Origin of the sequence: Cupriavidus sp. 2KB_3 (assembly GCF_052115685.1) — a bacterium.
Lineage (GTDB): Bacteria > Pseudomonadota > Gammaproteobacteria > Burkholderiales > Burkholderiaceae > Cupriavidus > Cupriavidus campinensis.
In genome coordinates, this window is record NZ_JBFRHD010000010.1 from 67,396 (window position 1) to 88,016 (window position 20,621).

Annotated in this window: 17 protein-coding genes and 1 pseudogene; 8 read left to right on the forward strand and 10 right to left on the reverse strand. The window is 68.2% G+C overall.

What is annotated here, in order from left to right; translation table 11 throughout:
• Positions 1 to 42 precede the first annotated feature (42 nt).
• From AB4120_RS12790 to AB4120_RS12805, 4 genes and pseudogenes are all read right to left on the reverse strand, one after another.
• Positions 43 to 1,657: pseudogene (locus AB4120_RS12790) on the reverse strand (bifunctional aspartate transaminase/aspartate 4-decarboxylase).
• A gap of 19 nt (positions 1,658 to 1,676) precedes the next feature.
• Positions 1,677 to 3,362, reverse strand: coding sequence for an aspartate-alanine antiporter (aspT, locus tag AB4120_RS12795; protein WP_149135277.1), 1,686 nt, complete (start codon positions 3,360 to 3,362; stop codon positions 1,677 to 1,679).
• Between the two features lie 296 nt (positions 3,363 to 3,658).
• Positions 3,659 to 4,417, reverse strand: a complete 759-nt coding sequence (locus AB4120_RS12800) for a M48 family metallopeptidase (protein WP_149135278.1) — start codon at positions 4,415 to 4,417, stop codon at positions 3,659 to 3,661.
• Between the two features lie 134 nt (positions 4,418 to 4,551).
• The gene (locus tag AB4120_RS12805; protein ID WP_144197860.1) at positions 4,552 to 4,806 is read right to left on the reverse strand and encodes an RNA-binding protein; all 255 of its coding nucleotides are present in this window, start codon (positions 4,804 to 4,806) and stop codon (positions 4,552 to 4,554) included.
• 297 nt (positions 4,807 to 5,103) lie between these two features.
• Here AB4120_RS12805 and ppk2 point away from each other — a divergent pair, with 297 nt between their 5' ends.
• Complete coding sequence (ppk2, locus tag AB4120_RS12810; RefSeq protein WP_441642362.1) at positions 5,104 to 5,871, forward strand: polyphosphate kinase 2; 768 nt, start codon at positions 5,104 to 5,106, stop codon at positions 5,869 to 5,871.
• A 12-nt stretch (positions 5,872 to 5,883) separates the two neighbouring features.
• On the opposite strand, the gene AB4120_RS12815 is transcribed toward ppk2, so the two are convergent.
• Positions 5,884 to 6,894: an AraC family transcriptional regulator gene (locus AB4120_RS12815; protein WP_222944709.1), complete on the reverse strand. Its 1,011-nt coding sequence runs from the start codon at positions 6,892 to 6,894 to the stop codon at positions 5,884 to 5,886.
• 180 nt (positions 6,895 to 7,074) lie between these two features.
• On the opposite strand from AB4120_RS12815, the gene AB4120_RS12820 reads away from it, so the two are divergent.
• From AB4120_RS12820 to AB4120_RS12830, 3 genes are read left to right on the forward strand one after another with little or no spacing between them, the layout of a single operon-like run.
• Positions 7,075 to 8,055: a quinone oxidoreductase family protein gene (locus AB4120_RS12820; protein ID WP_149135281.1), complete on the forward strand. Its 981-nt coding sequence runs from the start codon at positions 7,075 to 7,077 to the stop codon at positions 8,053 to 8,055.
• An 11-nt stretch (positions 8,056 to 8,066) separates the two neighbouring features.
• Positions 8,067 to 8,915, forward strand: coding sequence for a TauD/TfdA dioxygenase family protein (locus tag AB4120_RS12825; protein WP_149135282.1), 849 nt, complete (start codon positions 8,067 to 8,069; stop codon positions 8,913 to 8,915).
• 20 nt (positions 8,916 to 8,935) lie between these two features.
• A complete protein-coding gene (locus tag AB4120_RS12830; protein ID WP_441642324.1) occupies positions 8,936 to 10,597 on the forward strand; it encodes a fatty acid--CoA ligase in 1,662 nt (553 codons plus the stop codon).
• Between the two features lie 103 nt (positions 10,598 to 10,700).
• On the opposite strand, the gene AB4120_RS12835 is transcribed toward AB4120_RS12830, so the two are convergent.
• The 3 genes from AB4120_RS12835 to AB4120_RS12845 are packed head-to-tail and all read right to left on the reverse strand — an operon-like array spanning position 10,701 to position 13,041.
• Complete coding sequence (locus tag AB4120_RS12835; protein WP_149135283.1) at positions 10,701 to 11,678, reverse strand: Bug family tripartite tricarboxylate transporter substrate binding protein; 978 nt, start codon at positions 11,676 to 11,678, stop codon at positions 10,701 to 10,703.
• A gap of 43 nt (positions 11,679 to 11,721) precedes the next feature.
• Positions 11,722 to 11,967: a DUF1289 domain-containing protein gene (locus AB4120_RS12840; protein WP_149135284.1), complete on the reverse strand. Its 246-nt coding sequence runs from the start codon at positions 11,965 to 11,967 to the stop codon at positions 11,722 to 11,724.
• Between the two features lie 18 nt (positions 11,968 to 11,985).
• Complete coding sequence (locus AB4120_RS12845; protein ID WP_149135285.1) at positions 11,986 to 13,041, reverse strand: 3-keto-5-aminohexanoate cleavage protein; 1,056 nt, start codon at positions 13,039 to 13,041, stop codon at positions 11,986 to 11,988.
• A gap of 160 nt (positions 13,042 to 13,201) precedes the next feature.
• Between AB4120_RS12845 and AB4120_RS12850 the strand changes: the two genes are divergently transcribed.
• Positions 13,202 to 14,212, forward strand: coding sequence for an AraC family transcriptional regulator (locus tag AB4120_RS12850; RefSeq protein WP_149137462.1), 1,011 nt, complete (start codon positions 13,202 to 13,204; stop codon positions 14,210 to 14,212).
• A 41-nt stretch (positions 14,213 to 14,253) separates the two neighbouring features.
• Here the strand turns inward: AB4120_RS12850 and AB4120_RS12855 are convergent, their stop codons facing one another.
• Together AB4120_RS12855 and AB4120_RS12860 are read right to left on the reverse strand one after the other, a co-directional pair.
• Positions 14,254 to 15,423, reverse strand: a complete 1,170-nt coding sequence (locus AB4120_RS12855; RefSeq protein ID WP_441642325.1) for a porin — start codon at positions 15,421 to 15,423, stop codon at positions 14,254 to 14,256.
• A 155-nt stretch (positions 15,424 to 15,578) separates the two neighbouring features.
• Positions 15,579 to 17,207, reverse strand: a complete 1,629-nt coding sequence (locus AB4120_RS12860) for a phospholipase D family protein (protein ID WP_262389540.1) — start codon at positions 17,205 to 17,207, stop codon at positions 15,579 to 15,581.
• 194 nt (positions 17,208 to 17,401) lie between these two features.
• Here AB4120_RS12860 and AB4120_RS12865 point away from each other — a divergent pair, with 194 nt between their 5' ends.
• The 3 genes from AB4120_RS12865 (at position 17,402) to AB4120_RS12875 (ending at position 20,600) form a co-directional block, all read left to right on the forward strand.
• Positions 17,402 to 18,835: a DUF3300 domain-containing protein gene (locus AB4120_RS12865; RefSeq protein WP_441642326.1), complete on the forward strand. Its 1,434-nt coding sequence runs from the start codon at positions 17,402 to 17,404 to the stop codon at positions 18,833 to 18,835.
• A gap of 66 nt (positions 18,836 to 18,901) precedes the next feature.
• Positions 18,902 to 19,783: a DUF2950 domain-containing protein gene (locus AB4120_RS12870; RefSeq protein WP_149137464.1), complete on the forward strand. Its 882-nt coding sequence runs from the start codon at positions 18,902 to 18,904 to the stop codon at positions 19,781 to 19,783.
• A gap of 244 nt (positions 19,784 to 20,027) precedes the next feature.
• Positions 20,028 to 20,600, forward strand: a complete 573-nt coding sequence (locus AB4120_RS12875) for a BPSL1445 family SYLF domain-containing lipoprotein (protein WP_149135288.1) — start codon at positions 20,028 to 20,030, stop codon at positions 20,598 to 20,600.
• Positions 20,601 to 20,621: the final 21 nt, after the last annotated feature.

Sequence of the window (20,621 nt, forward strand, 5' to 3'; positions counted from 1 at the left end):
TCGCCGGAGGGAATGGGCGGGGCAATCCCCCGCCCATTCCCTCTACTTCTTCGTCACCTTCGCATCGGCCTTGTTGCCGGTCGCCTCGTTGTACCGTTTGACGTATTCCTCGAACAGTTTCCGGATCGAGCGGCCGATCTTCACGTAGTCCGATTCGTTCAGGTTCGCCAGCGACACCCGGCCAGACGGGTGGCGCGTGCCGAAGCCCCGGCCCGGCAGCAGCACCACGCCAGCTTCCTCCGCCAGGCGGAACAGCAATTCCACGGGCTCGGCCGAGTCCAGCACCCACTTCACGAACTCGGGCCCGATGGCCTTGCCGCCGAGCTGCTCGATGTCCAGTAGCGTGTAGTAATCCACCGCATTCGGATCGTCGGCGTTATCCGGCGCGATGCCGATCTCGCGGAACAGGGCGGCCTTGCGGTTGCGGATCAGCCGCTTCATGGCCTGCTTGTAGGCGTCCGGCGTGTCCATCAGCGAGAACAGCGAGAACAGCACCATCTGCACCTGCTGCGGCGTGGAGAGCCCCGCCGTGTGGTTCAGCGCCACGGTGCGGCTGTCCGCCACGATGCGGTCGATGAACTTGAGCTGGTCCGGTGTGGTGGTGATGGAGTTGTAGCGCTTGTGCAGTGCCTTGCGCTGCGCCTCCGGCAGCTTGGCCAGCTGCTCGTCGAAGATGTTCTCGCGGTGCGTGGCAATCACGCCCAGCCGCCAGCCCGTGGCGCCGAAATACTTCGAGAACGAATAGACCAGGATGGTGTTGCGCGGGCAGAGCGCGAACAGCGAGACGAAGTTATCTGCAAAGGTGCCGTACACATCATCCGTGAGGATGATCAGGTCCGGGCGGGACTCGACGATGGAGGCCAGGTACTCCAGGCTCTCGTCGCTCATCCGCACGGACGGCGGGTTGCTCGGGTTGACCAGGAAGAACGCCTTGACCTTGGGGTCGCGCAGCTTGTCCAGCTCCTGTTTCGAGTACTGCCAGCCAGCCTTCGGGTCGGCATCGACCATCAACTCCACCAGCTGGTAGTCGTTCAGCTCGGGGATCTCGATGTACGGCGTGAAGATCGGCATGCCCAGCGCGATGGTGTCGCCGGCCTTGATCAGGTGGTTCTCGCGGAACGAATTGAACAGGTAGGTCATGGCAGCCGTGCCGCCTTCCACCGCGAACAGGTCGAACTCACCGATGAACGGATGGCTGCCGATCATCTCCTTGCGGATGTACTGGCCGACGACGACCTCGGACAGCTTCAGCATGCGGTCCGGCACGGGGTAGTTGCAGGCCAGGATGCCTTCGCACATCCCCGGCGTTCAGGCCGAGCTGGTCGCGCACGTAGGACACCGCGCCGGCCAGGAACTTCACCCCGGGCACATCCTCGAATTCGCGCGCGAACAGGTCGAAGCGTTCCTCGATGCCGGCCCGCCGCGGAAAGCCGCCCACGCCCTCGGGCATGTACGAGAACGACCGCTCCGACTCGCGCATGGCGAACAGCCCAAGCTGCCAGAAGCCATGGCGCGGCACGGTGGCCAGGAAGTTCGGATTGCCGCGCCCTGCGTTGAGCATCAGGCGGTTGGCGTCGCCGCTGGCCAGCTGGATCAGTTCGTCCTTGAGTTCGAACGGCGAGAGGCTGGAGAGTTTTGCAAGATCCGGTTTGCTCATCAATCGCTCCTTCAGGAAATCAGACCAGTCCGACCACGAGCGGACCCAGCAGGGTCAGCAGCACGTTGGCCAGCGCGTAGGTGATGGCGAACGGCACGGTGGGCACCGGGCTTTCCGCCTTGTCCAGAATGCCGCCGAAGGCCGGGTTGGCGCTGCGCGAGCCAGACAGCGCGCCAGCCAGCAGCGCGGCGTTGTCGTAGCGCAGCACATAGCGGCCGAACAGCATGGTCAGGAACAGCGGCAGCAGGGTGACCACGGCGCCGAGCAGGAAGATGGTCAGCCCGCTGTCGCGCAATGTGTGTACGGCCTGGAGGCCCGAGTTGATGCCGACGATGGCCACGAAGGCGGCCAGGCCGAAGTCCTTCAACAGCTGGCACGCGGCAGTCGGCATGGCGCCGTACATCGGATGCTTGGAGCGCGCCCAGCCGAACACCAGACCGGACAGCAGCGCGCCGCCGCCCGAGCCCAGCGTGAGCGGGATATCGCCGATCCGCACCACCAGCAGGCCGATCAGCAACCCCACCAGCACGCCGGCGCCGAAGTAGACGAAATCGGTTTTCTCGCTCGGCACCAGCTCGTAGCCGGCGCGCTCGGCGGCGCGCTTGGTGTCCGCCGGGGTGCCGTAGAAGGTGATGATGTCGCCGTGCTGGAGCTTCAGGTCCGGCAGGATTGGCAGCGTGTGGTCATAGCGCTCGATGCGCTCCAGGTACACGCCGTGACGCATCTCGCGCTCCACGCCGGCCACGATCTCGCCCAGCGCCTTGTTGTTCATGCCCTTGGCCGTGAACACCGCGCGGCGGGTCTGCATGACCATGCCCATGCCCTCCGCGTCGGGAATTTCCTCGCCGATCTGGAGCGCCGTGGGCACCATGGCGTCGCGCCGGCCCACCAGCAGCACGATGTCGCCCTCGTGCAGCACGGTGTCCTGCCTGAACTCGAGCGCCTTGCCGCCACGCTGGATCTTCTCCACCGTGACAAGATCCTCGCCGCTCATCTCGATCTGGGCTACGGTCTGGCCTGCCGCCCCGGCCACGCGGAACAGCCGGCCCACCAGCCGCGGCAGCGCGCCCGCCTGGCCCGGCCCGAACTGCGGCAGGCCGCCGTGCATGGCCGCCTCCACCTTCTTGGAGTCGGTCTTCAGGTCGCTGCCCATGAAGCGCGGCAGGATGTTCACGCAGACGATGATCGCGCCGAGCGAGCCGAACACATAGGTCACCGCGTAGCCGATAGCGACGTTGGCCTGCATGATCTTCACCTGGTCCGGCGGCAGGCCGAGCTTGGTAATGGCGTCCCCGGCCGTACCGATGATGGCGGACTGGGTCATGCCGCCCGCCGCCAGCCCTGCCGCGATGCCCTTGTCGAGGTGGAAGATCTTGGCCAGCACCACCACCGTGACCAGCCCCGCCACGGCCATGAACACCGCCATGGCAATCTCGCGCAGCGAACTGCGGTTGAGCGAGTTGAAGAACTGCGGGCCGCTTTCATAGCCCACCGCGTAGATGAAGACCGCGAACATCACGGCCTTCACGCCGTTGTCGATCTCCACGCCCACCTGGCTGATGATCACGGCCGCCAGCAATGAGCCGGCCACGCCACCTAGCTGGAACTTGCCAAATGTGATCTTGCCGATGGCATACCCCACCGCCAGCGACAGGAACAGCGCCGACTCGGGTGATTTCTGGAAAATGGTGTGCAACCAATCCATGGGGCCTCCTGAAACGCGACACAGGGTCAAGAGTTGACGGGGAACGACAGGGGAGGTGTGCGGCGCGCGGGAGGCGAACCGGGAGGGCGGGGGAAATCCATGGCGCGGCGGGGGCTCCTCGTCGGACGCCTGCCGGGGGCGGCAGACGTGGAGGATTATCCGCTTGGCCCTATTCAGCCTGTACTGAATTGTTTTGAGTGCGTATTAAACGCATTGGGTGGAATGTGACGGATGTGACGCGGCGCCGGGGGTGGCGCCGCGTCCATCGTCAAACATCCATCGTCAAGCGTCCAGCCTTACTTGCCGCTGGCAAGCCGCTCCTGGATGTGCTGGGCGCGCTGGGCCGAGCCCGGGTGCGAACTCAGCATGCTGGACTGCCCGCCATCGAGCGTGGCCATCTTCTGGAACGCGGTGACCAGGGCCTGGCGATTGGCGCCGTTCTTCGTCAGCAGGTCGAACGAGTAATCGTCGGCGGCGCTTTCCTGGCGCTGCGAGAACTGCGCGTTGACGAACTGCTCGCCGATGGCCGCCAGTTGCGACGAGGACAGCGCGGTCAGCGTGGCGTTGCCGGTGGAGCCGAGCAGCCCGCGCGCGGCGGCGGTGGTGTAGGCCACCTGCATGGCCGACTTGGTGTGGCCGAGCGCCACGTGGCCCACTTCGTGGCCGAGCACGCCGCGTACCTCGTCGTCGGTCATCATGTCCATCAGCCCGCTATAGACGCGCACGCAGCCGTTGGCCATGGCCCAGGCGTTGACGTCCTTGGTCACGTAGACCTTGGCATCGAGCGGCAGGCCGGTGTTCTGCAGGCCGCTCATCACGGTGGCGAGCCGCTTGGTGTACGGGCTGTCCGGCGGGGCGAGCGTGTTCTTCTTGTCCATCTCGGCGCAGGACTGGTCGGAGAGCTGCTTGACGCTCATGTCGGAGAGCGTGGCGGCGGTGAACAGGCTGCCGCCGGCCTGCGTCAGGCTGTCCATGTTGGCGCCGGCACAGCCGGCGAGCAGCAGCGCGCAGCCAAGGGCCGCGCTGGCTGCGGCGGGGGCGGTGAAGCGGTTCATAGTCTTCCCTGATTCGTCAAATGTCATGTCTTGCAGACAACATCCGCGGGGGATGCGGCGCAGGGAAAGGATAGGCAAGCCGGCGGGGGGCTGGCTAGTGGAGTTCGTCCGACATGGCAGGCAGCGCGGGCGCCTCAGGTGTACCGCTCGTGCAGCACCATCACGGAGAGCCGCTTGTTCTTCCAGTACATGTCGTGGATGCGCGGGCGCAGCAGCTGGAGCGCGTCGGCATCCACCGCGTGGAAGGTCAGCATGACCGAGGGGCGCGAGCCGTCGCCCTCGATATGCTCGATCTCGTCCGGTGCCGGAATGCCGTACTTGGCGAGGAAGGCGAGCAGTTCCTCGTCCGAGGTGCCGTCCGGCACGTTGGTCAGCATGAATAGGGCCATGATCGCGCCTCCTGGCGGAACCGGGTGAATGGCGGGTCGGCGGCGCCCGCACTCGAACCTTAGCCCCACGCGCCGCGCGCGGCAACCGGGGCGGGCCCAAAGGCCAATCTGTTTCCGATTGCCTCCGCCCGGCATAGCCACCACACTGTAAAGGGAATGCTCCCTGTTTCTCCCCCTGCCACAGGAGGGCCGCGCATGAGCAAGTCATCGAAGAAGGGCAAGCGCGATGAAGCGCTGCACGACACCCCGGAGCCCACGCCGGACGCCCCGCCGCCGCCGCAGGCGGATGGCGCGCGCATGTCGAACAAGGACTATCTCGCGGCGCTGCGCGAACTCCATGTGGAGCTGGTCAAGCTCCAGCAGTGGGTGGTGCACAGCGGCAGCAAGATCTGCATCGTCTTCGAGGGGCGCGACGGCGCCGGCAAGGGCGGCACGATCAAGGCGCTGACCGAGCGCGTAAGCCCGCGCATCTTCCGCGTGGTGGCGCTGCCCGCCCCGACCGAGCGCGAGAAAAGCCAGATGTATCTGCAGCGCTACCTGCCGCACCTGCCGGCCGCCGGCGAGGTCGTCATCTTCGACCGCAGCTGGTACAACCGCGCCGGCGTGGAGCGCGTGATGGGCTTCTGCACGCCGGAAGAGGTGGATACCTTCCTGCGCTCGGTGCCGCTGGTGGAGCGCGCCATCGTCGCCTCCGGCGTGATCCTGATCAAGTACTGGCTCGAGGTCAGCCAGGCCGAGCAGACCCGGCGGCTCCAGGCGCGCATCCACGATGGCCGCAAGATCTGGAAGCTGACCGGCATGGACCTGAAGTCCTACAGCCGCTGGTACGACTATTCGCGTGCGCGCGACGCCATGTTCGCCGCCACGGACACCGCCGACAGTCCCTGGTATGTGGCCGACTCGAACGACAAGCGGCGCGCGCGCCTGAACATCATCAGCGACCTGCTGGACAAGATTCCGTACCAGGCGCCGGCGCGCAAGGCGCCCAAGCTGCCCGCGCGCCAGAAGCGCGGCGGCTACCGGGAGTCTGACCACCCGTTCCGCCATATCGCCGCGCGGTTCTGACGATGTTGGCGGTCAGGCCGCCCCGGTGCGCGCGGCGGCCTGCGCGCGCCATGCCGACGGCGCCATGCCGAATTCCCCCGAGAACCAGCGCGTGAACGTGCTCGGCGAGCCGTAGCCGAGCAGCACCGCCACCTGCGCGAGCGGCACCCGGGGGTTCTCCACATGGCGCGGAGCCTGCTCGCGCCGTACCGCGTGCAGGATGTCGTGGAAGCTCGCGCCTTCGTCGTCGAGCGCGCGCTGCATGGTGCGCAGGCTCATGCCGAGCCCCTGCGCCACGGAAGCACCGGTGGCGCGTCCCATCGGCAGCAGCAGGGCGATGGCGCCGCGCACCTCATGGGCGACGGACGGCGCGGCGGGCCGGGGCAGCGCGTCCACCACGCGCTGCGCGTGGCGCGCCATGGCCGGATCGGCGCCCGGGTTCGGCACGTCGAGGTCGGCGGCGCGGCAGACGATGCCGTTGTATTCGTCGTTGAAAGCCAGCCCGCAGCGGAACAGCCGCCGGTGCACGCTTTCGTCGGCGGGCGCCGGGTGCGTGAAGCACACGCGCAGCGGCTGCCAGCGCGCGCCCAGCAGCGCGCCGCACAGGCGGAAGACCACGCCCATCGCCAGTTCGCCGGCCTGGCGCGAGGGCGCCTCGCCCACCACTTCCACGCGGATGATGACCGAGCTGCCGGCCTCCTCAAGCAACATCGCCACGGATTCATTGACCAGGTGGCGGTAGCGGATGATGGTGGCCAGCGCCGCGCGCAGGTTGGGCTGGTGGGCGATCAGCAGGCTGATGACGCCGAAGTCCGCCAGCTGGCGCGACTCGGCCATGCGCAGCGCGAAGTTGTCGCAACCGCTTTCTGCCGCCGCGTCTTCCAGCAGGGTCACGCAGGCCGCCAGCGGCACGCGGAAGTCCGGATCGGCCAGCAGGCTGCGCTTCAGGCCGACCTTGCGCAGCAGGGGCTGCACATTGAGCCCGCGCGCCTGCGCCACTTCGAAGAAATTGGTGAGCGCCGCGGCGCGTATCCGTGTTTCCAAGCCGTCTCCCCGGGCTGCGTGCCCGGTGTGATCCCGGACATCCGTGCGCCGATGATAGGCGCGCGTGGCGCGAATTGCAAAGTCGATGGAAGGAATTGTCACGCGTGCCGCGACCCCCGGGGCCTACATTGGGCTCGACGCGGCGCAAGGTGTGCCGCTCCGCCTGACAGGAGAGTTGGCATGGCAAGAATCGTACGCATGATGGAGACCGGTGGCCCCGAGGTACTGCGGCTGGAAGAGGTGGAGGTGGGCGATCCCGGCCCGGGCCAGGTCCGCATCCGGCACGTGGCTGTCGGCCTGAACTACGCCGACACCTACTTCCGCAACGGCACCTATCCGGTACCGCTGCCGTCCGGCATCGGCGTGGAAGCGGCCGGCGTGATCCAGGCCGTGGGCGAGGGCGTGCGCAACGTTGCCGTGGGCGACCGCGTGACCTACACCGGCTTCCTGAACACGCTCGGCGCGTACAGCAGCGAGCGCATCATGCCGGCGGCGCCGCTGATCCGGCTGCCCGAGTCGATCGGCTTCGAGACGGCCGCCGCGATGACCATGCGCGGCCTGACCGCCGCCTACCTGCTGCGCCGCATCCACGCGTTCCGGCCCGGCAACACCATCCTGCTGCACGCGGCCGCCGGTGGCGTGGGGCTGATCGTCTCCCAGTGGGCCAAGCTGCTCGGCCTGACGGTGATCGGCACGGTGTCCACCGACGCCAAGGCCGCCATCGCCGCCGCGCACGGCTGCGACTACACCATCAACTACAGCCACGAGGACGTGGCCCAGCGCGTGCGCGAGCTGACCGACGGGCAGGGCGTGGACGTGGTGTTCGACAGCGTCGGCAAGACCACCTTCATGTCCTCGCTCGATTCGCTGCGCCGGCGCGGCACGCTGGTCTGCGTGGGCACGGCTTCCGGCCCGGTGCCGCCGTTCGACCCCGTGCTGCTGGCGATGAAGGGCTCGCTGTTCCTCACGCGCCCGGCGCTGGCGGACTACATCGCCGATCCGGCCGAGAAGGCGGAACTGGCGGGCGAGCTGTTCGACCACGTGGGCGCCGGCCGCATCGGCATCGAGATCCACCAGACCTATGCCCTCGAAGATGCCGTGCAGGCGCACCGCGACCTGGAGTCGCGCCGCACCACCGGTTCGTCGATTTTCGTGATTTGAAGGAGACCGCCATGCGAGTGGAACCCCTGACCTGCCATATCGGCGCCGAACTGTCTGGCGTCAACCTGGGCGAGGCGTCGCGCGACGCCGGCCTGTTTGCCGAGATCAAGTCGGCGCTGCTCCAGCACAAGGTGCTGTTCCTGCGCGACCAGGACATCACCCGGGCCGAGCACGTGGCCTTCGCGCGCCGCTTTGGCGAGCTGGAGGACCACCCGGTGGTGGGCAGCGACCCGGAGCACCCGGGCCTGGTGCGCATCTACAAGTCGCCCGACAGCAAGGTGGAGCACTACGAGAACGCCTTTCACTGCGACGCCACCTGGCGCGCCGCGCCGCCGATGGGCTGCGTGCTGCGCTGCGTGGAAACCCCGCCCGTGGGCGGCGACACGATCTGGGTGAACATGGCCGAGGCGTACCGCCGGCTGCCGGACGACATCAAGGTCCGCATCCACGGCCTGCGCGCCAAGCACAGCATCGAGCACACCTTCGGCGCCAACATGCCGCCGGAGAAGCGCGCCGCGCTGGCGGCCCAGTTCCCGATGGCGGAGCACCCGGTGGTGCGCATCCACCCGGAAACCGGCGAGCCCGTGCTGTTCGTCAACGCCTTCACCTCGCACTTCGCCAACTACCACCGGGGTGACACGATTCGCTTCGGCAAGGACTTCATGCCCGGCGCCGGCGACCTGCTGCACTACCTGTGCGCGCAGGCCGAGATTCCCGAATTCCAGGTGCGCTGGCGCTGGACGCGCAACAGCGTGGCGATCTGGGACAACCGCTGCACGCAGCACTACGCCGTGCAGGACTACGCGCCCACGGTGCGCAAGATGGAACGCGCCGGCATCATCGGCGACGTGCCCTACTGACAGACCGCGAGATTTCCCACATGACAGATTCCACGACCGATGCCCGCATCGTCTCCACCCCCTCGGCCTACGCGTATCCGCTGCTGGTCAGCCAGCTGCTGGTCAACGCGCTGAGCCTGAGCCCGGAGCAGGAGATCACCTACCAGGGCACCACGCGCTACACCTACCGGGCCTTCCGTGGCCGCATCGGCCAGCTGGCCTCCGCGCTGGGCACGCTGGGCGCCCGGCACGGCAGCACCGTGGCCGTGATGGACTGGGACAGCCATCGCTACCTCGAATGCTATTTCGGTGTGCCGATGATGGGCGCCACGCTGTTCACCGTGAACGTGCGGCTCTCGCCGGCACAGATCCTGTACACGCTCAATGACTCTCAGGCCGAGATCGTGCTCGTACACCGGGACTTCCTGCCGCTGCTGGAGGAAATCCGCGACCAGCTGCCTGGCGTCAAGCGCTTCGTGCTGATGGCCGATGGCGAGCCGGCGCCGGCCACTACGCTGCTGCTCGACGGCGAGTACGAGGCGCTGCTCGCTGCGGCCTCGCCGGACTACCCGTTCGCGGACTTCGACGAGAACACCCGCGCGGCGATGTTCTACACCACCGGCACCACGGGCGACCCCAAGGGCGTGTCGTACAGCCATCGCCATATCGTGCTGCACGCGCTGACCACGGCCACCACGCTGTGCTCGCCGCGCACGGGCCAGCGCCTGCACCGCGAGGACGTGTACATGCCAATCACGCCGATGTTCCACGTGCTGGCGTGGGGTATCCCGTACGTGGCCATCCTGCTCGGGTTGAAGACCGTGCTGCCGGGCCGCTACGTGCCGGCGCAGCTGCTGGCGCTGCGCGCGTCCGAGGGCGTGACGTTCTCGCACTGCGTGCCGACCATCCTCCAGATGCTGCTCCATACCGCCGGCGAGACCGGGCAGGACCTGTCCGACTGGCGCGTCATCATCGGCGGATCGGCCCTGCAGCCGGCGCTGTGCGCGGCGGCGCTCGATGCCGGCATCGACGTGTTCTCGGGCTACGGCATGTCCGAGACCGGGCCGATCGTCGCGCTGGCCCAGCTGGCGCCCGGCGCCCGCCCGGCCAGCCGCGAGGCCGAGATCGCCATGCGCTGCGCCACGGGCCGCCCGGTGGCGATGGTGGACTTCCGCATCGTCGACGAGCAGATGCGCGACGTGCCGCACGACGGCCGCCACCAGGGCGAGATCGTGCTGCGTGCGCCGTACCTGACCGAGGCGTACCACGGCAAGCCGGAGGCCTCCGAGGCGCTGTGGGCCGGTGGCTACCTGCATACGCAGGACATCGCCGTGATGGGCGAGGATGGCGGGGTCCGCATCGTCGACCGCATCAAGGACGTGATCAAGACCGGCGGCGAGTGGGTGTCGTCGCTCGAGGTGGAGGGCCTGGTGGCGCAAGTGCCCGGCGTGCGCGAGTGCGCGGTGATCGGCGTGCAGGACGCGCGCTGGGGCGAGCGGCCGATGGCCTTCGTGGTCAGCCAGCCCGGCCACGCGGTGGATGCGGCTGGTATCCGCCAGCGCCTGCTGGACCATGTGGCCGGCAACCGTCTCAGCAAGTTCGCCGTGCCGGAGGCGGATCGCATCGTCTTCGTCGCGGAGATCCCCAAGACCAGCGTCGGCAAGATCAACAAGAAGCATCTGCGCGAGTCCTTGCTCGGCTGAGCCCCGGCTGGGGAAGGAGAATGGAAAAGGCCAGCCGCGAGGCTGGCCTTTCTCGTTGCCGGACTGGGCCGGACCGGACCGGACCGGACCGGATCGGATCGGATCAGGGCTGGATATTGAACGTCTTGACGATGCCGGCGTTGCGGTCGAACTCGGCGCGTACGGACTGGGCCAGCTGCGGCAGCGGCAGTTCGGCGATGGGCTCGTAGCCCAGTGCTTCCATGCGGGCGCGGACCTTGGGCGTCTGCGCGGCCTTGTCCACGGCGGCCTGGATCTTGCGCGCCAGGTCTTCCGGCATCTGGCCCGAAGCCACTACGCCGACCCAGTTGCTGAAATCGACGTCCGGATAGCCGAGTTCGGTGAACGTCGGCACGTCCGGCAGCAGCGGCGAGCGCGTCTTGGCGGCCAATGCGTAGGGCTGGAGCTTGCCGGCCTTGATCAGCGGCAGCGAGGTGACCATGCCGTCGTACATCACGGCGATCTGGCCGCCCATGACCTGCGTCAGCGCCGGGCCCGAGCCCGCGAACGGCACGTGCTGGAGGTCGATGCCGGCCTTCTGGTTGACGATCATCCCCGCATAGTGGGAGGCCGTGCCGGCGCTGTACGAGGCAAAGCCGAGCTTGCCCGGATGCGCCTTGGCGTAGCTGACCAGGCTCTTGAAGTCCTTGGCCGGCAGCTGCGGCGCGCCAACCATCAGCAGCCGCGAACGCGCAATGGCGGCCACGGGGCGAATGTCCTTGAGCGGATCGAAAGTGCTCTTCAGCACGTGCGGTACCTCGGTCAGCACATTGCTGGCCGTGACCATGATGGTCTGGCCATCGGCCGGTGCGGCGATCAGCGTGTGGATGGCGATGCCGCCACCCGCGCCGGGCTTGTTGTCCACCACGACAGGCTGGCCGATATCGGCGGAAAGCTGTTCCGCCAGCAGGCGGGCGACCACGTCCATGGTGCCGCCGGCGGGGGCCGGCACGAGCATGCGTACCGGCTTGTTGGTCCAGGCAAACGCGGCCGGCATGGCCAGCGCGAGCAGGACAGCCACGGCGGTGCGCCGCGGTATCAGGTGGGCAAGGCGTTGGGCCATGCGGGTCTCCGTTCGATGTATTGGAATAGTAGGGCAGGCACGCTCAGGCGGCGTGCCCTGTTCCCGCATTGCACGGGTTGCAGGGGGGGCAGGGGGTGCCGGCATCGCTGCCGGGATTGCTGCCGGGATTGCGGCGCTGGGCGATGGCCGCCAGCGTGGCGGTGCGCTCCAGCAGCGTCATGCGGGGCCAGCGGCCGATCTCCAGGGGTGTGCGGCGACACCCCTGGCAGAACTGGCCGGACAGGTCCATGCGGCAGATATTGATGCAGGGATCGGTCAGTGCGTCCATGTCGTGCGCCAGCGCATGTCAGGCAGGGCGGCGCGGCAGGTTGCGCTCGCCGGCCCGGCGGTTCGGGGCCATGCCGTGCGCGCGCAGCGTTTCTTCGGCGCTGTCGTACCAGGTGCCGATGCGGTAGATCTCGCGGGCTTCCTTGCCGCTGGCGATCTCGCGGCCCAGTTCATTGGCCACGCGCACGCACTGCTGGATCTGCTGCACCGAACTCATGCGCCGGCCGTGCTGGTCGATGATGGTGTCCTCGATGCCGCAGCGCGGGTGCAGGCCCATCGCCATCGCCATCATGTTGAACGGCAGCACATTCTTGAGCAGCGACTCGGCCGTCAGCGTGCAGCCATCGGGCGCGCGGTGGATGAAGTTGAAGAAGTTGAACGGGTTGGGGCCGTCGAAGCCGCCGCCGATGCCGATCCACGTCAGGTTCAGCGGGCCCATGTAGACCCCGGCGCGCACCAGGCGCTCGAGCGTCTCCAGCGCGTGCATGCCGGTCAGCTGGAAGTGCGGCTGCACGCCGGCGCGTTGCAGGCGGCGCAGGTGCTCGGCCACCCAGGCCGGGCCGGCCGGTACGGTCATCTCGCTGTAGGCCGCCTGGTACGCCGGGTTCTCGAGCGAGGTGCCCGCCACGTACTCGGGGTACAGCAGCTCCATGATGTTCATCTGCGTGGTGTTGATGGCCACGGTCACCTGGTCGGGCTTCGGCGTGAGTTCGGCCAGCATGTGGCGCGTGTCGTCCGAGAGCCATTTGGCGGCCTCGCCTTCGTCCTCCGGCGCGAACGAGATCGACCCGCCCACCTGGATGATCATGTCCGGCACGGCCTTGCGCACGCCGGCGATCAGTTCGTTGAACTTGGACAGGCGCTTGGAGCCCTTGCCGTCGAGTTCGCGCACGTGCAGGTGCAGCACGGTGGCGCCGGCCTCGTAGCAGTCCACCGCCTTCTGGATCTGGGCGTCCATGGTGACGGGGATGTCTTCCGGGAAGTCCTCGGGCATCCACTCGGGGCCGTACGGCGCCACGGTGATGACCACTTTGTCCATGTTCTCGGGGTGAAGGGAATCGTCAAGAAACTGCATGTTGTCTCCTCGCTCGGTGCGGTGGGATTGTGCGGACGGCGCGCGGGGCGCCGGTGTCCGAAGTATCGGTCAGCGGGTATACGCGGTTTGACATGGCGGGACATTGAATTAACCTGTGGGGACACCTCGGGAAAGCACGCATCCATCCTTTTATGTGCCTATGTCCTATACGTTGCGCGGCGCCAGCCTGACCCATTACGTGGATGTGGCGCGGGCCGTCGGGCTCGACCCCTACCAGCAACTGCGCGCGGCGCGCATCGCCCGTGCCGCGCTGCTCGACCCCGACCTGCGCATCCGGGCCGAACTGGTGGGCGGGCTCCTCGATGCCTCGGCGGAGGCGGCCGGCGTGGACGACTTCGGCCTGCGCATGGCGGCGCTGCGCGAGTTCTCGAACCTCGGCCCGCTGGCCTTCGTGGTGCGTGAGGCGCCCACGCTGCGCGAGGCGCTGGCGTCGATGGTCCGCTACATGGGGCTGCAGAACGAGGCGCTGGGGATGTGGGTGGAAGAGGCGGGGCCGCTGGTGGTGATCCGGCTCCAGATCCTGAGCGAGCGGCCCGGCACGATGCGCCAGGCCACCGACCTGGCGGTGGGGGTGATGTTCCGCATGCTGCGGCTGTTCCTCGGCACCGGGTGGCGCCCGCGCAGCATCAGCTTCACGCACGCGGCGCCGGCCAGCACGGCCACCTCGCTGCAACTGTTCGGCATGGCGGCGGACTACGGGCAGGATTTCGATGGCATCGTCTGCCAGGCGGCGGATTTGCAGGCGCCGCTGCCGTCCTACGACCCGGTCATGGCGCGGCAGGTGAAGCAGTACCTCGGCACGCTGCTGGCGCAGTCGTCCGCGACGATGCAGGACCAGGTGCGCAAGCTGGTCTACGCGCTGCTGCCCACCGGCCTGTGCTCGGTAGACCGCGTGGCCCAGCATCTCAGCGTGGACCGGCGCACCGTGCACCGGCGGCTGGCGCAGGAAAAGACGACCTATTCCGATGTGCTCGATACGGCTCGCGCGGACCTCGTGCTGCGGTATATCGAAAACGCCACGCGGCCACTCTCGGAAGTGGCCACGCTGCTTGGGTTTTCATCGCTCAGTGCTTTCTCGCGCTGGTTCACCGGCCGCTTCGGCTGTAGCGTCACGGCTTGGCGCATGGGCAAAAAGAACGCCGCCGGCTGAGGGCATGCAGGAGGGGCCGGCGGCGCGATGGGCAAGGCGCCTCAGAAGCGGTGGCGGATGCCCACGGCGGCGCCGATCATCGACCGTTCGCCGTTGCCCAGCGCGTAGCTGTTGCCGAGCGAGAGGCTGTTGGCGTAGACCGTGGCCAGCGACTCGAGCATCAGGCCGGCGTTCTTGGCGTAGGCCGTGGACAGGTACACGTCCGTGCGCTTGGAGAACGCGTAGTTGGCCACGAAGCCGATCTGCCACGGATTGGCGAGCTGCGTCGCGCCGGCCAGGCTCTTGAGATCGTCATAGTGATATTCGAGCGTCAGGCCGACGGCCGGCGTGAGCTGGTAGAGCGCACCGATCCAGTACAGGTCGTCGCGCTGGATCACCGTGCCGCCCGCGTTCTTGTTCTGGCCCCAGCGGTAGCCAGCCATGATCTTGGCATTGCCAAAGCCGTAGCTGCCGCCGATGGCCGCCTTGCGCAGCGTGCCGCTGCTGGTGCCGATGGTCGGGTTCCACTGGTCGTAGCCGACGGTCAGGCCGAACGGGCCCGCCGCGTAGGCCACGGCCGCGCCGTAGGCGGTGTCACGCCGGAACGAGCCCGGCACCTCGCCGTTGCCGCCGATCGGCGTGGCCACGCCCACCGTGGCCGGCAGCGCCAGGCCGGTGCCGAACGACCAGTGCGCCAGCGCCGTGACCGGGCCGAACTGGCCTGTGTACTTGATGGTGTTGTCCTCGCGGAAGTTGGCGCCGGACTGCAGCACCACCGGCTCGTACTGGGTGGCGTAGGCGGTGGGCGAGAAGTTGGCGAGCGCTTCGAACATCGACGTGTACTGGCGCCCGAAGGTCAACTGCCCGAGCCCCGCGCGCTGCAGGCCGACAAACGCCTGGCGCCCGAACATCCGGCCCGACTGCTGCAACGTGCCCGAGTCGAGGCTGAAGCCAGATTCCAGCACGAACATGGCCTTCGCGCCGCCGCCCAGGTCCTCGGTGCCGCGAATACCCCAGCGGGAGCCGGCAAGGCCGCCCGAATTCATGCGCACCACGTCGTGACCCTGCCCACGGTTGAACTGGTTCGTGGCGACCGGCACCGCGCCCACGTGATTCGCGTATTCGACGTTCACGTCGGCCACCCCATACAGCGTGACCGTCGATTGTGCTTGTACTGCACCCGTTCCCGCAGCGGTCATCAGCGCCGCTACGGCAATATTCCTGGCCTTCATGTTGTCTCCGTGTCTCGGTTCGAGTTATGTGCAACCGGGTCGGAGTATTGGCGGAACGGCCGCCGCCGATTTGACCGTGGGGGACAATCCTTTTTCATTTCGGGACAGATCGGGAAAACACGAATCTGCCCTGCAGGACGGACGCGGCGCCCGCTTCACAACTGCGATTCGATCGGAAACAGCCCCATGAACCACACGCCAACGCGCCGCAGCACCGAGGACTCGGGCTCGGTGGTCAGCGGGGCGGCGTCCGGGTTCGCTTCGTCGATCCAGATCAGCCGGCGGCCCTGTTCCCGGTCGTCCTCCTCTGCGAGCCGCCATGCGATGCGCCCCAGGTTCGGCAGGATTGCGCCGGTCACCTGCGCGGCCAGCGCCGGACTCACGCAGACCACGCCCAGCTCCGTGTTGAGCTGCACCGAGCGCGGGTCCAGGTTCATCGAGCCGATAAAGACCGTGCTGTCGTCGGCGACGAAGGTCTTGGCGTGCAGCGACGCGCGCGAGCTGCCGAACGCCGACAGCCTGGTGTTGGCGGATTTGCCCGATTTGGTCGAGGTTCCCGAGGTTCCCGATGTTGCCGAGGTTCCCGGCAGCGCGTCCGGGTCGCGCATCGGCTTGACCTCGTACAGCGTCACGCCCATGCGCAGCAGGGTCTCGCGGTAGCGCTTGTAGCCGGCGTGCACGGCTGCCACGTCGGTGGCCGCGAGCGAGTTGGTCAGCACTGTCACGGCCACGCCGCGCTCGCGCAGCGCCTGCAACCACGCTACGCCGGCCTCGCCCGGTACGAAGTAGGGCGAGACGATCAGCAGCGTGCGCTGCGGCTGCATGTTCAGCGCGCGCAGCTGGGGCACCAGATGCCCCGCCGTGTCGTCGGCGGCGCGGGTGATCTTGCCGGGATCGTCATAGAGCAGCGCGGCGCGGCCCCACGTGGCGGCGGCGGGCGGCTCGGCGAGTACCTGCCGGAGCCGCTCGCGCGCGTGCACGGCGTAGGGGTGGTCCTGCTGCGCCGCCGCCAGCGCGTCCAGCCGCTCGCGCAAGGTGGCCACCGCCTCCGGGTCGGCGCTGCGGCCGGTCAGCGTGCCCACCGGATAGGCCGCCGCGCTGTTCCAGTAGGCGTCGAACGCGCCCGAGACCTCGCGCACGATCGGGCCGTGCGTCAGCACGTCCAGATCGCCAAAGCTGACGTTGGGCGAGGCGCCGAAGTACTCGTCGCCGATATTGCGCCCGCCGACGATGGCGGCCTGGTTGTCGGCGATCAGCGCCTTGTTGTGCATGCGCCGGTTCACGCGCGAGAAATCCATCAGCGCGCCGGCACGCCGGAAGGCGCGGCTGGCTACGGGATTGAAGATGCGCACCTCGATGGCCGGATGGGCGTCCACGGCCAGCAGCAGGTTGTCGTCGGCGGCCACGCCGATGTCGTCCAGCAGCACCCGCACACGCACGCCCCGATCCGCCGCGCGCAGCACGGCGTGGGCCAGGTAGCGGCCGGTGGCATCGTCGTGCCAGATGTAGTACTGGAGGTCGAGCGAGCGCTCGGCGCGCTCGGTCAGCAGCACGCGGGCGATCAGCGCGTCGACGTTGTCCGCCAGCAGGTGGAAGGCGCTCTGGTCTGGCGGATCGGGGCGACGCTGCGCGGCTAGGCGGCCGAGCGTGGTTTGCGCAGTGTCTGTCATCGCGTGGCTCGGTTCGCCATCCGCGGGGGGCAGGCTGGCGCAGGCGGACAGCAGGGCGGCTGCCGCCATCGCGACCATTGCTACCCGGGCCAGCGCGCGCGCGGCAGCGGTCATGCATGTCTCCCGGGAAAGGACAGGCCGCCGGCGCCGGCCAAGTCCAAAGGCCAATACAAAATGGCGCCGGCGGAACCGAAAATGGGAATGCTTGCCCCGGGAAAAGCAAGCGTCACGGCTACGCAAAGTGGTGCTAAGAACATAGTCCGGCATCGCGGAGATTGCAAACCGCTTCCCGGAGAGAGGAGGCAGCCATGGCTCGTTGGCTCGAGCGACTGATGTCCTGCGTGCGCGTGCTGGTCGCCGTTGCGTGGCTTGCCATGTTCGCCGCACCCGGCGTCACGGCGGCGCAGACCCCTGCACCCGCCGCGCCCACCTTCAAGCCCGAGGAACTCGAGTCCCTCGTCGCGCCCATCGCGCTCTATCCCGATTCCGTGCTCTCCCAGGTGCTGATGGCGTCCACGTATCCGCTGGAGATCGTGCATGCCGCGCGCTGGGTCAAGGCCAATCCCAACGTAAAGGGCGACGCCGCGGTCAAGGCCGTGGAGAACCAGACGTGGGACGTCAGCGTGAAGTCGCTGGTGGCCTTCCCGCAGGTGCTGGAGCCGATGAGCGACAAGCTGGACTGGACGCAGAAGCTGGGCGACGCGTTCCTGGCCCAGGAGCGCGACGTGCTGGCGGCGGTGCAGCGCCTGCGCGCCCGCGCCCGTGACTCCGGCAACCTCAAGACCAACGAACAGCAGAAGGTGATGGTGGAGCCGGCGCCGGCGCCGGTGCAGGGCCAGCCGCCGCCGATTTCCGAGACCATCATCCGCGTCGAGCCGGCCAATCCGCAGGTTATTTATGTGCCCGCTTACAACCCCACCGTGGTCTACGGCTCGTGGGGCTATCCGAGCTATCCGCCGTATTACTGGCCGCCTTATCCAGCTTATTACCCGGGCGCGGCGCTGGCCACCGGCTTTGCCTGGGGCGTGGGGCTGGCGGCGGCGGGCGCGATCTTCGGTGGCTGCAACTGGGGCGGCGGCGACGTGAATATCGACGTCAACCGCGCCACCAATATCGACCGCAACTTCGACCGCACCAAGGTGCAGGGCGGCGGCAAGTGGCAGCACGACGCCAGCCACCGGCAGGGCGTGGCGTACCGGGACAACGCCTCGCGCGAGAAGTACGGCAAGAATTCGGGCGGGGCGGACCGCCGCAACGACTATCGCGGCAGGGATGGCGGGCGCGAAGGCGGGAGAGAGGCTGGGCGCGATGGCGGACGCGAAGGTGGCCGTGAGGGCGGACGCGATGGCGTCGGCGGCGATCGGGCAACAGCTTCTGATCGGTCAGCGAATCGGGGCGACCGCCAGGGCGGTGCCGGTGACCGCGCGCAGGCCGGCAATCGCCAGGCCAGCGACCGCAGCCTCAGCACGGACCGCAGCCGGGGCGACATGGGCTCGGGCAGCGGGGCAGGCCGGGACAACGCCTTCCAGGGCGTGGGCGGCGGGCAAAGCGCACAGCGCGACATGGACCGTGGCCGCGCCAGCGCGCAGCAATCGAGCTTTGGCGGCGGGCAGGCGAGCAGCCGTGGCGGGGGCGGTAATTACGCGGGCAGCCGTGGCGGCGGGGGAGGCGGCGGCTTCAGCGGCGGCGGCGGCGGCCGTGGCGGCGGTGGGGGTGGCCGTGGTGGCGGCGGCAGGCGCTGAAAAGGGGAGACGATGACCGCGCGATCAACGCGCCGCCAGGGGCGGCTTGCCGGAAGGGCCCGCTGGATGGCGGGCATGACAGCCATCGTAATGGCCTTGACATGGCCATGGGCGGGCCCGGCGTGGGCCGCCAGCCAGCGGCATTTCCCATCGCCCGAAGCCGCCATGCTGGCGTTTGGCGACGCCGTGGCCACCAGCGACGACGCCGCACTGGGCACCCTGCTAGGTGCCGACTACCGGCGCCTGATCCCGCCCGTTGGCGCGGACGCGCGCTACCGCTTCCTGAGCGCCTGGAGTGTGTCGCACAAGATACTTCCCGAGGGCACCGACCGCGCCCACGTGGCGGTGGGCAACGACGGCTGGACCTTGCCGGTGCCACTGGTGAAGTCGGCGCAGGGCTGGTACTTCAACGTGCCGGCCGGCGTGCAGGAGATGCGCGTGCGCCGCATCGGGCGCAATGAGCTGGCCGTGATGCAGACCATGCTGGCCATCTGCGACGCCCAGCGCGACTACGCGAGCGTCGATCATGACGGCGACGGCGTGCTGGTCTATGCCGGCAAGCTCTCCAGCTCGCCGGGCAAGCGCGACGGCCTGTACTGGCCCGCGCGCGGCGGCGAGCCGCCGAGCCCGCTGGGGCCGGCCTTCCTGGCCGCCGGCAAGGGCAATACCACGCAGGACGGCTACCACGGCTATCGCTATAAATTGTTGACGGCGCAAGGACCGGCGGCGCCGGGCGGTGCGTACGACTACGTGGTCAACGGCCGGCTGTTCGGCGGCTTTGCCATCGTGGCGTGGCCCGTGCGATATGGCGACACCGGCATCAAGAGCTTCATGGTCAACCACGAGGGGCAGGTGTACGAAGCCGACCTCGGCCCCAACAGCGCGGCGCGCGCGCAGGCCATGACCCGCTTCGATCCGGGCCCGGGATGGGTGAAGGCGTCACCTTGAGCACCCCGGCGCCGCCACGTGTCGGCGCCGCCCAAGTGCAGGTAAGGTTTGCAATTGCGTAAGCTGCCCACTAATGTGAAAGCCGAACCATACATAGATCACGAATCTGGCGAATTCGCTTTGTCGTCTTTCTTGACGATTCCTGGCCGTTACCGGGGTGCAGCGCAACGTATATCCGGGCGCAGTACGCGCACACCGCGCAATCAGCAAAACATGGACGCACAGGCTCCAGGGGGTAATTGCCATGAATCGTCGCTCGTTCACGTCCCTGCTCGGCGTGGCCGCTCTGGCCGGTCTCAACGCCGCATGCACCACCACATCCGGTTCCTCCTCGGATAACGCCAACAAGCGCAAGGAAATCGACGCCGCCGCCGACGGTGCGCTGAACCGTCTCTATGGCTCGGTCAACGGCGCGCAGACACTGGCCAGCAAGGCCAGCGGGATTCTCGTCTTTCCCAAGATCATCGCCGCCGGGCTCGGTGTCGGCGGCGAGTACGGCGAGGGGGTGCTGCGCGTTGCCGGCCAGCCGGCGGGCTACTACCGCACCTCCACCGCGGCGTTCGGGCTGATTGCCGGCGCGCAATCCAAGATGCTGGTGATGATGTTCATGACGCCGGAGGCCTTGCAGGGCTTCCAGCAAAGCAAGGGCTGGACGGCCGGAGTGGACGGCTCGGTCGCGCTGGCGAAGATCGGCGCCAACGGGCAGATCGATACCAACACGGCGCGCGCGCCGATCGTCGCCTTCGTGGTGACGAATGCTGGCCTGATGGCGAATCTCTCGCTGGAAGGGACCAAGATCGGCAAGCTCGACATCTAGCCGAGCCACGCGGAGAGACCG